This is a genomic window from Streptosporangium sp. NPDC002607, from assembly GCF_053592655.1.
Map to the genome: position 1 here is coordinate 1 of NZ_JBSFWD010000014.1, position 13,067 is coordinate 13,067.

Sequence of the window (13,067 nt, forward strand, 5' to 3'; positions counted from 1 at the left end):
CGAAAGGAGCAGGTGATGTCCCCCCTCACCGACGACAGGCCGCAAGGCACGGTCGAACTCTCGATCGGTGGCATGACCTGCGCGTCCTGCGCCAATGCGTCCTCCTCCCACGGCGATCACAACCACTGTCTGTCTGGCGATCTACGCTCGAAGCATGACGACGCGCCAGTTCCGTGCCCAGCCCCGCGAACTCACCGTCAATGGGAGAAAGACACTCCGTCGCCCCCTTCGATATGGGGAGCGTCGGCATGCCAGGGCTCCGGCAAAGTCGGTTGAGGATTGTTGATCACATGAGGCCGAGGACGGCCAGGGTTCGGGCGGCGTCTCGAGAGGTGCCGGACGGCCTGGGCGATCGACGGGTGATCTCCTCCATGGTCGGCGTCGGCAACGCGCCGGCCTCGGCGGGGTCGACCCCGCAGCTATCAGCCATCGACCGGGCAGGGCCAGGTCGTGCCCGCCCGTACGGAAGGACACCTCAGGCCGGGGGAGCGAGGGTTCCGGCGGCGAGGGCGTGGGTCAGGGCGGTGGCGGCGGTCTGGCCCGAGGCGGTCAGCTCCCGGAGTTCGGCCTCGAAGGTGAAGATCCCGCGGAAGGTGTCGCCGTACCTTCGCTGCTCCTCGACCGAGAGGCGCGGCACCTGGGCGCGGCGCGGGTCGAAGCGGGTGGAGCCCGACTGGGTGCCGGTCGTGGCGCCCGGGGAGAGCGCCCGGACGAAGCCCGCGAGGAAGAACGGGTCCAGCCGGTCGGGGTCGGGGCGCAGCAGGACGAGCCGGGGGCCGAGCAGCAGGCCGGTCTCCTCGATCACCCGGGTGGCCAGGCCGCCGGTCCCGATGGCGGCGACCACGTCTCCGGGCTCGATCCTGACCCGGCCCTCGGGGCGGGTGCGCGTCTCCACCGCGCCCCCGTCCAGGACGTGCCGGTCGGTCAGCACCGGATCGCCCGAGCCGTCGATCTCGAAGCGCCCCGCCTGCCAGACGGCCAGCGCCCCGATCCGCTCCAGTTCCGCCAGCGTGACGGACGGCAACTCCTGACCGGTGCCGGGGACGGCCTCGGGGACGAGGGTGGCCAGCCGCCCGAGCCGCTCGGCCAGGCGCTCGCGGAGCAGGAGATAACCCTCCGCGGAGACCTGCTCCTCGGTGCCGAGATACCGGGAAGGGGTGACGTCGACGTCCTCGTCGACCAGCTCGATGATCGGGACCGTCCGGCTCTCGCCCGGCCTGTCGACGTCGAGGTCGGGGTCCGCGCGGAACTCGTGCCACCGCTCGGCCACCGCGTCGAGGTTTCCCAGGTCGGCCTCGGCCATCAGGACGCGGGAGGGGGTGCGGTCGTCGGCGGTGGGCTTGCGCAGCACCCAGATGTGCACGGGCAGCGCGGTGCCACCCGACGCGACCTTCGGGGGGAGGCCGATGACGGCCCGCAGGGTCCCGCGCCGCAGCAGGTTGCTGCGGATGCGGCGGCCCGAGCGGCGGTTGGCGGCGATCGCGGGCATCAGCAGCACCGCGACGCCACCCGGCGCCAGGTGGGCGAGCGCGTGCTGGACCCAGGCCAGCTCCGACTCCATCTTGGGCGGCAGCCCGTACTCCCAGCGCGGGTCGCTCGTCAGCTCGTCGTATCCCCAGTGGCGCTCGTTGAACGGGGGATGGCACACCACGGCGTCGACGGTCAGGTCGGGCCAGGCGTCATGGCGCAGCGAGTCGCCCGTCCTGACCTCGCCACCGGTCTCCGGCGCACCGCCCGCCTTCGCCCTGCCGCCCGCCCGCTTCCGGCCGGCCGCCGGCGTCTCGTCACCCGCTCCGGCCAGCGCCAGGCGTGACTGCGCCAGCCGGGCGAGGGAGTCGTCGTACTCCTGCCCGTACGCGCGCCGCCCCGGGGCCGCCGCGGCGAGGAGGACGCCGAGACCGCAGGCGGGGTCGAGGACGGATTGGGCGTGGGGCCCCGCCAGGTGGGCCATGAAGTCCGCGATCTCGGCGGGCGTCTCGGCCAGGCGGCGCGAGTGGACGTCGGCGTAGCGGTCCAGCAGGAAGCGGATGGCCCGGGGACCGCCCTCCTCCTCGGCGTACCGCCTGATCAGCTCCCATACGGGGGCCGGGACGGTGCGGGGCCGGCCCTGGCCGAGCAGGAGCTCGGCGGCCTCGGCGACGACCTCGCCGAGCCTGAGGTCGTCGCCGGCGGCGCGGACCTGCTGCCAGACGCGCTCGCGTAGCGGGAGCTCGGCCACCTTGCCCTGCTGGAGCAGCCACGCCTCGACGGCGCCGAGTGAGAAGGTCGGGCTGGTCGCCGTCCCGCCCACGGGCTCGGGGAAGTCCTCGTGCCGTCGCCGCCAGTTGCTCACGGCCGCGCGGCCGACGCCCGCCATCCGTGCGATGTCGGCGGCGGTGACGCTCGCCTCGTCCCCTGCCATCGCCAGCCTCCGTTTTCCCACGTCAGCTCATTCGACATGTGGACGACAACTTATCTCACAGCGTTGACGGGCGTCGATCGGCGGCATCGGGTACGTGTATTTGGTTCACGCGACGAGGGGGCCGGCGTAAAAGGACCTGCGAATTGTCGGTGGGGCAGGCAAGGATGACCCCATCATGGTTATCCACCCGTCTCTCCCGTTCACCGCCACGACGTCCCCGAGCGGGGACATCGTGGTCTTCTACGTCGGCACCGAGCCCCGGATGACACCGGAGCAGGCGCTCGCGTTCGCCGACCAGCTCCGTGACCTCGCGGCCGGTGCGTCGCGCCCGGGTCGCCGGGAGCACCGGTCGGTGGGCACCGGATGTCCTGACCGTGCCATGGCGTATTCGCGATAATCCCTTTCACTCTCCGTGGTCATTGCGTAACGTTCTGCCTGTCGTGGCTTCCGGAAAGGGGAGCCGCCTCATCGATTCGCCGTGCTCCCGACGCCCGATGCCCAGGGCGCTCCCGAGGACGTCGAAGTCGGATACGGAAGGACGGAACATGCAACCCTTCGAGCTCCCTGACTTCTACCTGCCGTATCCGGCCAGGCTGAACCCCCACGTGGAGACCGCGCGCGAGCACACCAGGGCCTGGGCGCACGACATGGGCATCCTCGATCCCGACCTCGGCATCTGGGACGAGGACAGGCTGGAGGCGATGGACTACGGCCTGCTCTGCGCCTACACCCACCCCGACGCGCCCGCCGGTGAGCTCGACCTCATCACCGACTGGTACGTGTGGGTGTTCTTCTTCGACGACCACTTCCTGGAGGCCTTCAAGCGCAGCGGTGACCTGGCCGGGGCCAAGGAATACCTCGACCGGCTGGCGGCCTTCATGCCGGTGCACCCCACCGGGCCCGCTCCCGATCCGGAGAACCCGGTGGAGCGCGGCCTGGCCGACCTGTGGGCCCGCACCATCCCGGCCATGTCCGCCGACTGGCGGGCCCGGTTCGTCGAGAGCACCAGGAACCTCCTCGACGAGTCCCTCTGGGAGCTCGCCAACATCAACGCCGGACGCGTCGCCAACCCGATCGAGTACATCGAGATGCGGCGTAAGGTCGGCGGTGCCCCCTGGTCGGCCAACCTGGTGGAGCACGCCGCGGGCGCGGAGGTCCCGGCCGCCGTCGCCGCCAGCAGGCCGATGCGCGTGCTGAGGGACACCTTCGCCGACGGGGTGCACCTGCGCAACGACCTCTTCTCCTACGAGCGGGAGGTCGGCGACGAGGGCGAGCTCAGCAACGGGGTGCTGGTCTTCGAGCGCTTCCTGGGCTACGACACCCAGCAGGCGGCCGACGCGGTCAACGACCTGATCACCTCCAGGCTGCACCAGTTCGAGAACACCGCCCTCACCGAGTTGCCGGCCCTCTTCGAGGAGCACGGCCTGGACCTGAAGTCCCGCATCGACGTCCTCGCGTACGTCAAGGGGCTCCAGGACTGGCAGTCGGGGGGCCATGAGTGGCACATGCGCTCCAGCCGCTACATGAACGGCGCCTCGCAGACCTCCCCGGTCGCCCCGGCCCTCCTCGGCGGTCCCGCCGGCCTGGGCACCTCGGCGGCGCGCATCAGGCTGGCGCCCGGCATCACCGGCCCGGGTGGGATCAGGAGTCACCTCCACGTCCCCCTGCAGAAGGTGGGGCCGGTGCCGCTGCCCGAGATCTACATGCCGTACCCGGCCAGGATGAACCCCAACCTGGACAGCGCCCGCCGCCACGCGGTGGAGTGGGCGCGCGAGATGGGAATGTTCGAGCAGCTACCCGGCTTCCCCGGGCTGGCCATCTGGACCGAGCGCAAACTCGACGGCTACGACTTCGCCATCTGTGCCGGGGCGATCAACCCGGACGCGCCCGGCCCCGAGCTGGACATCTCGACGTTCTGGCTCACCTGGGGGACCTACGCCGACGACTACTTCCCGGTGGTGTTCGGACCCCGGCGTGACATGCTCGGCGCGAAGGTGTTCAACGAGCGGCTGTCGGCGTTCATGCCGCTCGACCTCTCCGCCACCCCGCCGCCGGCCAACCCGATCGAGCGTGGCCTGGCCGACCTGTGGTTCCGTACGGCGACCCCCATGTCGGAGAGCGCGCGTGCCGAGTTCCGCCGGGCCGTCGAGGACATGACGGAGAGCTGGCTGTGGGAGCTGGCCAACCACATCCAGAACCGGGTTCCCGACCCGGTCGACTACATCGAGATGCGCCGCAAGACCTTCGGCTCCGACCTCACCATGAGCCTGTCCCGGCTGGCCCACGGCCGGTCGGTGCCGCCCGAGGTCTACAACACCCGGACGATGCGCGGGCTGGACGACTCGGCCGCCGACTACGCCTGCCTGGTCAACGACCTCTGCTCCTACCAGAAGGAGATCCAGTTCGAAGGCGAGCTGCACAACTGCGTGCTGGTCGTGCAGGACTTCCTCAACTGCGACCTGCGACAGGCGGTCGACATCGTCAACGACCTGATGACGTCTCGAATGCGGCAGTTCGAGCACACCGTCGCCACCGAGATCCCGGCGCTGTTCGACGACTTCGACCTCGACGGGGAGGCTCGGGAAACACTCAACGGATACGTGGCGGAGCTGCAGGACTGGATGGCGGGCGTCCTGCTCTGGCACATGAAGACCCGCCGCTACGACGAGTCCGAGCTGCGCCACCCACCCGCGACGACACGGCCCCTCGGCGCCCCCGCCGGGCTCGGCACCGCGGCCGCTCACCTTGGGGCGTCCGCGCACCGATACCTCGCGACGGGTCTTTGAACATCGATCTGGCCGAGCGTGCCCTGTGCTCTCGCAGGGCCGCTTCCGGGTGGGCGGACAAAGGTGCCGCGCTGCCGTAGCGCGAGGCGGCGTTGACCGGATAGAAATACGTCAACCCTTCATTTAAGGCTTGACGTAAGCATGGCGGCACTGAGAGAGCGCTCTCTCAGTGCCTCGGCGTCGTCATGCCGCCCGTGCTCGATAGGCAGGTCGATGAGAACAGCCCGCGACCAGGACGTGCGTGTGACCTCGCGTACACGCAGAGGCATCTCCCTAATCCGTCTCCTCGCGCTGGCCGCCTCGGCGGCGGCGCTCGCCGCCACCGGCCTGGTGTCCGTGGCGGGCCCCGCCGCCGCGCACCCGGGCGGGGAGCCGGACTTCGGGCCCAACGTCTTCGTGTACGACCCGTCGACGCCCGCCCCCCAGATCCAGGCCAAGCTCGACGAGATCTTCACCCGGCAGGAGAACAACGAGATGGGCACGGACCGCTACGCCGTGCTCTTCAAGCCCGGCCGCTACGACGTCAACGCGAAGCTCGGCTACTACACGACCGTCGCCGGCCTCGGCCAGTCGCCGGACGACGTCGACATCCACGGCGCGGTACGGGTCGTCGGCCAGCCCGATCCGACCTCGGCGGCGGGCATCTCCGCGCTCACCAACTTCTGGCGCTCCGCCGAGAACCTGTCCGTGACGCCGACCGACTGGTCGAACCAGTGGGCGGTGTCGCAGGCGTCACCGATGCGACGGGTCCACATTCGCGGCACCCTCTGGCTGGAGCCGGGGAACGGCGGATTCTCCAGCGGCGGGTACATCGCCGATTCGAAGGTCGACGGGGTCACGATCAACGGCTCGCAGCAGCAGTGGCTGACGCGCGACAGCGTGCTCGGCGACGTCTGGACCAACGGGGTCTGGAACCAGGTGTTCTCCGGCGTGGTGGGTGCCCCCGAGGGAGGCTTCCCCAACCCGCCCTACACGACGCTGCCCACCAGTCCGGTGACGCGTGAGAAGCCCTTCCTGTACGTCGACGGCTCGGGCGCCTACCGGGTCTTCGTCCCGGCCCTGCGCCGCGACACCTCGGGCACGACGTGGGCCGACGGCCGGCAGCAGGGCTCGTCGCTGCCGATCCGTGACTTCTTCATCGCCAAGCCGACCGACAGCGCGCGGAAGATCAACCAGGAGCTGTCGCGCGGCAGGCACCTGCTGCTCACCCCGGGCGTCTACCACCTCGACCGGGCCCTGCGCGTCAAGCACAAGGACACCGTGGTGCTCGGCCTCGGCATGCCGAGCCTGGCCCCCGACACCGGTGACGCGGCACTGCGCGTCGAGGACGTCGACGGCGTCCGGATCGCGGGTGTGCTCGTCGACGCCGGGCGGCGCGAGTCCGACACGCTCGTCGAGGTCGGCGACCGCAACAGCCACCGGGACCACTCCAGGAACCCGATCTCGCTGCAGGACGTCTTCTTCCGCATCGGCGGACCGTGGGTGGGCAGGGCGAAGACGAGCCTCGTGGTCAACAGCGACGACACCATCATCGACAACATCTGGGCCTGGCGCGGCGACCACGGCAACGGGATCGGCTGGACCCAGAACACGGCGGACACGGGCGTCGTGATCAACGGCGACGACGTGACGGCGTACGGCCTGTTCGTCGAGCACTACCAGAAGTACCAGACGATCTGGAACGGGGAGAGGGGCCGGACGATCTTCTACCAGAGCGAGCTTCCCTACGACCCGCCGAGCCAGGCGGCCTGGACCAGCCCGACCGGTAAGGGCTGGGCGTCGTACAAGGTCGGCCGCGGGGTGCGGACCCACGAGGCGTGGGGCCTGGGTGTCTACTCCTACTTCAACCAGGGAGTGGACATCCGCACGGACCGGGCGATCGAGGTGCCCAAGACCCGGGACGTTCGCTTCCACAACATGGTCACGGTCTTCCTCAACGGCAGCGGCGGCATCGAACGGACCATCAACGAGGCGGGCACCCCCGTCGTGGGCTCCTACGGGACGAGCAACGTGGTCAGCTACCCCTGACCCGATCCGGCCGGTGAACGGCGCCGCCCAAGGAGGACCGTGGTGCGCGGGCCTCCTTGGGCGGTGTCCAACGGACGTGTTCCCGCACCGGCGGGGGCACGTCCCGCTCCGGCCCGCGCAGCAGCGACGGGAACGACGCCTGGACCGGCAGTGGCCTCGGGGTGACGAATCCGCCGCCGGCCACCAACACCGAGGTGGCGCGGACGCCGAACCCGCCGATCCGTCCGTAGGCGAGGGCGAACGCCACGGCGAACAACCCGCCGATCGCCACTCCGAACAGGCCGATCGCGACGGCCAGACCTGAGGTCTGCTGAACGATACGTGAGACTGTTTCCGGCTCGGCGGCCGCTGCCTCGTGCGCGTGATGTCCCTCGAACGCGATGGCCAGGCTCACCTGGGGCTCGCCGAAGATCCAGGCGAACACCAGGGCGAGGGCGGCCGATACGAGCCCGACGAGCATTCCGCGCAGCAGCAGTGCGCGCATCGTCATAGCACGTCCCGTCTGCTGGTCAGTGACAGGGGAAGCCGAGGAGATGCCGGCCGTCGTGGACGAACTCGTGGACGAACTGACCGCCGAACACGGAGAACACCCCCTGCTCGGCTCCGACGAAGTAGAGGAGAAGGAGCGACAGCACCGCACCGAAGATCGCCCAGGGGAGGACTTAGCGGAGGGGGATCTGGAGGGGCTGGGGGATGGGTACGGCAGCCTGTGCCATGGAATCGTCTCCTTCGGGAATGCCACGCCCCGATCGTTGGGAGGCTACGACGATGCGCAGCCGTGGTCCAGAAGGCCGCAACGGTACGTTCACAGTGGCATGCCGGCTCAGATCCGACCGATTCCGCTCGCCGTCGTAGTCAGGTTGATGACAACGTACGATGCGAGTCCGGCTCCGTCCATGGGCCGGAAGGAAACCAGAGGCATCCGCAGACGCCGTCCCCCGCTCACCATTCGGAGCCGCCACGTGACGATCCGTTTGATCTTGGTCTGTCATGGTCCCACCGTCGCGCTCTCCCGGGCGTCCTTCCCGGCCGACGAACCGCTCACCGAACGAGGCGGACACGCGGCAGGGAACGGGTGGGAGTCCGCGGCGACGGCCTGGTGCAGCCCCGCCGCCGCGGCCAGGGAGACCGCGGCGGCGCTCGGACTGGACCCGTCGATCGAGCCCGCGCTGCGCGACTGCGACTACGGGCGCTGGCGCGGCCGCGGGCTCGCCGAGGTTCAGGCCGCCGAACCCGAGGCGATCCAGGACTGGCTCACCGATCCCGCCGCCAGGCCGCACGGCGGGGAGTCGATCGTGGATCTGATCGAGCGGACCGGCGACTGGCTGGCGGGCCTGTGGCGGGATTCCTTCCACGGTCGCGCGGTCGCGGTGACGCACGCCGCGGTCATCCGGGCCGCGCTGGTGAACGTGCTCGCCGCGCCTCCCGCCTCGTTCTGGCGCGTCGACGTCCCGCCGCTGGCCCGGGTTCAGCTCACCGCCCACCACGGCCGCTGGCAGCTGCGCGCGACCGGGCCTGACGGGCCGCCGCCGGCCTGACGGAGAGTCACGACCTCAAGCACGCCGGGCGGCGCGGTGATGAGATTTCCCTCCCTGCGCCTCAGCATCAAAAACTCATGAGAAAAGCCCATGTGGCCGTATATTGCTTTTCGGGGGCACTCGAAAATGCTTGTCAAAATGCGGCGAGCCCGGGTTTCGGTACGGCCATCCTTCTCCACCTCTGGTGAAGAGTGTCTGCTCAGAGGCATCTGACGCGGGTACCTGTAACGAGAGGTTCGACTATGCCGTCCAGGGGAGGTCACACCCGGCCGCGGGTGGGCACCGTGACAGGGATCGCCGACGCCTCGGGCCCGGCCCCTTCGACGCGTGGCCTCGGAGTCCACGGACTCACCACCGGGCTGACCCGCCATCCGCCGTGCCAGAGGTGAAGAACGACCGGCCATCCGACGTGCCGCTGGCCGGTCTGACCGTCATCAGCGGACTCGTGGACGCGATCAGCTACGTGGGCATCGGCCAGGTGTTCATGGCGAACATGACCGGAAACCTGCTCATTCTCGGCTTCGCCGCGGGCGACCCGTCCAAGTTCCCGCTCGTCGCGACGGCCATCGCCGTCATGGGATTCTTCCTCGGGGCCGGGCTGGCCGGGCAGCTGGTCGAGAGGGTTCCGAACGTCCGCCGCAGGCTGATCCTCGCCATGGCCATGGAGACCAGCCTGTTCGGCATCACCACGGTGGGCTCGTTCCTCCTGCCCACCACCCAGGCCGGCCGCTACCCGCTGATCGTCGCCCTGGGAGTCGCCATGGGCGGGCGGAACACCGTCGTGCGCCGTCTCAAGATCCCCGACATCAGTACGACCGTGGTGACCGGCACGTTGGCCAATTTGGCGGCCGATTCGGTTCTCGGCACCGGCAGGCACACGCGTGCCCGCCGTCGCGCCGGGGAGATCGTCGCGCTCGTCCTCGGTGCCTGGGCCGGCGTCCTGCTGCTGCGGAACTTCGGGTTCAACGCCACACTGGTGGTGCTGACCGTCCTGATGGCCCTGACAACCGTCCTCTACATCTGGCGCACGTCACCGGCGCGCGCCCGCTGACCTGTTACCGGTCGCGGAAGCAGAGCAGCTGGAAGGAGCGCGGCGGGGCATCTGTTTGGTGAGACGGAAAGGGCCGCCGCGCCATGCCCGCGCTCCTACCCCGACGCGGGACGGCTTCACGATCAGCTCTCAAATTTGACGTCAACGACGAAGTTCACCTCGGTGGCGCCGAGCGAGCCGGTGACCAGCCAGCAGCCTGGATGGGGGAAACCCACGGTGCTTGCCTGAAAGCCGCGTGTCCCGTAGCCGGATGAGAGTTCCTCCGTCACGGTCTCGCCGGTCCGGAGAGAGGTGGCACCCAGTTTCAACCGGCCGTCGAACGCTCGCCACCATCCCATCTTCAGATGGTGTTTGCCGTCCGGCCAGCGGATGGCGCGCGAGTCGGAGGTGGGCAACGCCACCCACAGGCCGCCACCACCGTAGAGGCCGTCGTTTCCGGAGTTCCAGCGAATCGCCTCGGGAGGTGGCGGGGCGGGGCGGTCGGCGGGTCTGGTGACCGGGCACGGCAGGTCTTTTCGCAGAGTGCCCGGCTGCGGCCCGATCCTGGTCGGCGCGGGTGTCGGCCCGGTGGACGCCGACCCCGTGGGTGGTCTCCGTACGTCCGAGGCGCAGGCGGACGCCGCGGCGGCAAGGATGATGCCAAGCAGCGGGATCAACGCTCTCAGGTCACCTCTGGTGCAGGTCATGGCGGACTCCTGGGGTCCGGGGGAGAACAGGGCTGTGCGTCATTGATACGTACGAGCGCGATGTCACGGTCCCGCGAGGTGGCCGACGGGAGGCTGTGACCTGGTCACCCGGACCCGAGTGGAGGGCCGGCACGGAGCCACATGATGCTCTGCGGCCGCGGCGGGAGATCAACGTGCTTGCCCGGCGATCCATTCGACGAGCGGTGGCCTGACCGCGGCACACAGCGGCTGGTTCTTGGCATCGGTGAGGCGAAGACGGGCCAGCAGCAGCCCGGAGCGCGTGGCGGCCTTGGCGGTGGTCGGGTCGACGGCGTCGAGCATCAGCTTGGCTCGCCGGAACAGGGTGAAGGTGCCGGCCTCCTCCACGGTGCCCCATGACAGGTAGATGAACCGGCCTTCGGGGCGGCCCTGGATATGGGGACCTTTGAGATCGATGCCGGACGGGGTGGTGGTCGCGGTGCACTCCAGCGTCCAGGTCGCCGACGCGGCGTCGCCGGGCTGCGGGTCGAGCAGCTCTTCTCGCTGGTTTCGGCGTTGGACCGCGACGTGGATGTCGGTGTAGCCGGGGAAGCCAGGGGCGGTGGCGCAGGTGCGGCCTGGCAGGTCGAAGGCCTCGATCCGGATCTGCATGGGATCATCTTCTCGCAAAAGGCGGGGGCCGTCAGCGGCGGTGGAGTGTGGCGGTCCCGGCTGGATGCGGGCGCCTTTTCTGCCGTGGCATCGACTACCGGGGCGAGCAGAGAGTGCCTGCGGGGGCCAACGTCAGCTTCGTCAGATACCGGTCGGCGTACCCCGTCACGCACGGGTCCTTCGCCCGCAGGTAGACGACGTGAACGGGGCCGTCATAGCGGACGGCGACCGAGCCTGGGATCCTGCTCACCAGGAGCTCGGTGACCGGAAAGTCACGATCGCCGCCGAGTCCCAGTACCGAAGGCAGTCCGGCCGGCAAGGGGCGCGGCGGGTTCACCGGCCGGTGCCGCCAACCGGAGCAGGCCAGGGCCTCCAGCCCGGTGCCCACCCCGCCGCCGAAGTCGCGGGAGATCCGCTCGCTGTAACGGCGGTCGCTGACGAGCGCCTCGTACCCCAGTCCGACCAGGCCGTCCGGGCACCGGGTCGCCGCCGCGCCCGGCGAGCTCCAGCTCGCGGAGACGCCCAGGATCTGCTCGCCGAACCAGGCGAAGTCGCCCTTACTCGCCTTGAGCAGCGCGCCGGCGAACTCCGGTGACCTCTCCGGAACGGGGAGGACCATCCGGGCCAGCGCCTTGAGGTGCAAATCGGTCAGTCTGATCTCGCCCAGCCGGGCGGAGGCATACGTGACGGGCCTGCGGCCGGTGCTCTTGATCAGCTCGCGCCAGAGCTTACGCACGTTCCGCCCCCGCAGGGCGCACGCGTCGTCACCGGCACACCAGGTGGTGAAGCGCTTGAACGCCGCCTCGGTGGTGCGCAGTCGCACACGTTCCATACCGCGCCAGCCCACCGTCGCGTCGGGCGTGCTGTCGAAAACCACTGCTCGGACGTGCCCAGGGTAAAGCCGCGCGTACGCGGCGGCCGGAACCCCGCCGTAGGAGAAGGCCAGCATGTTGAGCCTGTCCTGGCCGAGGGCGATGCGGATCGCCTCCATGTCCCTGGCCACCGAGTCCGAGTCCAGGTGGTCGGCCAGACCAGTCGTGTCGTCCTGGCGGCACCGATCGACCAGGCGTTCCAGGGCGGCAGCCTGGGCCTCGTACGCGGCGCGGTCACGCGGGTCGTTGAGTGGCAGCCCGGGAACCCCGCACGAGGGCGGCAGATAGCGCCCTGCCGCGCTGGTGCGCGGGTTGTAGCCGACGACATCAAAGTGCCGGCGCAACTTCGTGAACGACTCCGGGGCCGAGGAAAGGACGCCTTGGATCCCCGGACCGCCGTCGGGCACGACGAGAACGCTGCCGAGGCGGAGCGACGGCTCGGTGGCGGGCAGCCGAGCGAGGTCCAGCTTGATTGTGGCCTTACCCGGCGCGGACCAGTCCACCGGCACCTCGATCGCGGTGCATTCCATCTCCGCCGGGCCCTGGCCGGAAGGGCAGGCCCTCCAGGTGAGGGCTGGAGCGGCGTGGGCCGCTACCGGCAGTACAGCCAGGCCCAGGAGCGCGGACAGGGCCGACAGGGCGACCGGCAAGGTCTTCACCCGATATGCGGAGCGGACCGGCGCTGGTCTGACCGGCCGTTTCGTTCGGTTCGTCATGCGCTCACGGTAGAGATCACGACTGGCCCGGTGACATGGCCGAGGCGCCCCAAAACAAGGTGAGGCACACCCCACCTTCGCACGTGCGCCCAGCCCCCCTGGAACCCCGAGGCTGCGGCAGAAGAACGGCAAGCTCAAGGGCAAGCAGCCCAAGCTGCCCGAGCCGGCGCCGCTACGCCGAGGGCGAGGTCTCCCTGGCGGACCTCGCCACCGAGTACAGCGTCGGATGCTCCACCATCCACCGCATCATCCGCGGCCCGCCAGACAGCCAGAACTGGTGATCATCGCGGTTTGCGCCTGCTGCACCTGCTGATCTGCGGGAACGTCGCAGATGGTGGCCGGTGGCGTCGACCCGAGTG

At 69.9% G+C, this 13,067-nt stretch carries 11 protein-coding genes; 5 read left to right on the forward strand and 6 right to left on the reverse strand.

What is annotated here, in order from left to right; translation table 11 throughout:
• Positions 1-475 precede the first annotated feature (475 nt).
• Positions 476-2,422: an HsdM family class I SAM-dependent methyltransferase gene (locus tag ACWD3H_RS17655; protein WP_451955715.1), complete on the reverse strand. Its 1,947-nt coding sequence runs from the start codon at positions 2,420-2,422 to the stop codon at positions 476-478.
• 154 nt (positions 2,423-2,576) lie between these two features.
• On the opposite strand from ACWD3H_RS17655, the gene ACWD3H_RS17660 reads away from it, so the two are divergent.
• The 3 genes from ACWD3H_RS17660 to ACWD3H_RS17670 all read left to right on the forward strand — a co-directional run bounded on the left by ACWD3H_RS17660 (position 2,577) and on the right by ACWD3H_RS17670 (position 7,215).
• The gene (locus ACWD3H_RS17660; protein WP_451955716.1) at positions 2,577-2,798 is read left to right on the forward strand and encodes a hypothetical protein; all 222 of its coding nucleotides are present in this window, start codon (positions 2,577-2,579) and stop codon (positions 2,796-2,798) included.
• Positions 2,799-2,946: 148 nt separating this feature from the next.
• On the forward strand, positions 2,947-5,187 hold the full coding sequence (locus ACWD3H_RS17665; RefSeq protein ID WP_451955717.1) for a family 2 encapsulin nanocompartment cargo protein terpene cyclase: 2,241 nt from the start codon (positions 2,947-2,949) through the stop codon (positions 5,185-5,187).
• Positions 5,188-5,430: 243 nt separating this feature from the next.
• On the forward strand, positions 5,431-7,215 hold the full coding sequence (locus tag ACWD3H_RS17670) for an adenylyl cyclase (RefSeq protein ID WP_451955718.1): 1,785 nt from the start codon (positions 5,431-5,433) through the stop codon (positions 7,213-7,215).
• Here the strand turns inward: ACWD3H_RS17670 and ACWD3H_RS17675 are convergent.
• Together ACWD3H_RS17675 and ACWD3H_RS17680 are read right to left on the reverse strand one after the other, a co-directional pair.
• Positions 7,202-7,705, reverse strand: a complete 504-nt coding sequence (locus ACWD3H_RS17675) for a CbtA family protein (RefSeq protein ID WP_451955719.1) — start codon at positions 7,703-7,705, stop codon at positions 7,202-7,204. The two genes, ACWD3H_RS17670 and ACWD3H_RS17675, sit on opposite strands and share 14 nt — an antisense overlap.
• Positions 7,706-7,724: 19 nt before the next feature.
• Positions 7,725-7,862 carry a CbtB domain-containing protein gene (locus ACWD3H_RS17680; RefSeq protein ID WP_451955807.1) on the reverse strand — a complete coding sequence of 46 codons (138 nt, stop codon included), beginning with the start codon at positions 7,860-7,862 and terminating at the stop codon, positions 7,725-7,727.
• Between the two features lie 315 nt (positions 7,863-8,177).
• On the opposite strand from ACWD3H_RS17680, the gene ACWD3H_RS17685 reads away from it, so the two are divergent.
• Together ACWD3H_RS17685 and ACWD3H_RS17690 are read left to right on the forward strand one after the other, a co-directional pair.
• Entirely contained in the window at positions 8,178-8,753 is a 576-nt protein-coding gene (locus ACWD3H_RS17685; RefSeq protein ID WP_355566745.1) for a histidine phosphatase family protein, read from the forward strand.
• 376 nt (positions 8,754-9,129) lie between these two features.
• A complete protein-coding gene (locus ACWD3H_RS17690) occupies positions 9,130-9,804 on the forward strand; it encodes a YoaK family protein (RefSeq protein WP_350921345.1) in 675 nt (224 codons plus the stop codon).
• Between the two features lie 122 nt (positions 9,805-9,926).
• Here ACWD3H_RS17690 and ACWD3H_RS17695 read toward each other — a convergent pair whose 3' ends face one another.
• The 3 genes from ACWD3H_RS17695 to ACWD3H_RS17705 all read right to left on the reverse strand — a co-directional run bounded on the left by ACWD3H_RS17695 (position 9,927) and on the right by ACWD3H_RS17705 (position 12,708).
• Positions 9,927-10,490, reverse strand: a complete 564-nt coding sequence (locus tag ACWD3H_RS17695; RefSeq protein WP_451955720.1) for a hypothetical protein — start codon at positions 10,488-10,490, stop codon at positions 9,927-9,929.
• Positions 10,491-10,658: 168 nt separating this feature from the next.
• Complete coding sequence (locus ACWD3H_RS17700) at positions 10,659-11,120, reverse strand: DUF5990 family protein (RefSeq protein WP_451955721.1); 462 nt, start codon at positions 11,118-11,120, stop codon at positions 10,659-10,661.
• A gap of 94 nt (positions 11,121-11,214) precedes the next feature.
• Positions 11,215-12,708, reverse strand: a complete 1,494-nt coding sequence (locus ACWD3H_RS17705) for an alpha/beta fold hydrolase (RefSeq protein ID WP_451955722.1) — start codon at positions 12,706-12,708, stop codon at positions 11,215-11,217.
• Positions 12,709-13,067: the final 359 nt, after the last annotated feature.

What these genes read in the sequence shown, in the direction of transcription:
- ACWD3H_RS17660 (WP_451955716.1), top strand. Translation starts at nt 2,577, where the DNA reads ATGGTTATCCACCCGTCTCTCCCGTTCACCGCCACGACGTCCCCGAGC.
- ACWD3H_RS17705 (WP_451955722.1), bottom strand. Translation starts at nt 12,708, where the DNA reads ATGACGAACCGAACGAAACGGCCGGTCAGACCAGCGCCGGTCCGCTCC.
- ACWD3H_RS17700 (WP_451955721.1), bottom strand. Translation starts at nt 11,120, where the DNA reads ATGCAGATCCGGATCGAGGCCTTCGACCTGCCAGGCCGCACCTGCGCC.
- ACWD3H_RS17675 (WP_451955719.1), bottom strand. Translation starts at nt 7,705, where the DNA reads ATGACGATGCGCGCACTGCTGCTGCGCGGAATGCTCGTCGGGCTCGTA.
- ACWD3H_RS17665 (WP_451955717.1), top strand. Translation starts at nt 2,947, where the DNA reads ATGCAACCCTTCGAGCTCCCTGACTTCTACCTGCCGTATCCGGCCAGG.
- ACWD3H_RS17695 (WP_451955720.1), bottom strand. Translation starts at nt 10,490, where the DNA reads ATGACCTGCACCAGAGGTGACCTGAGAGCGTTGATCCCGCTGCTTGGC.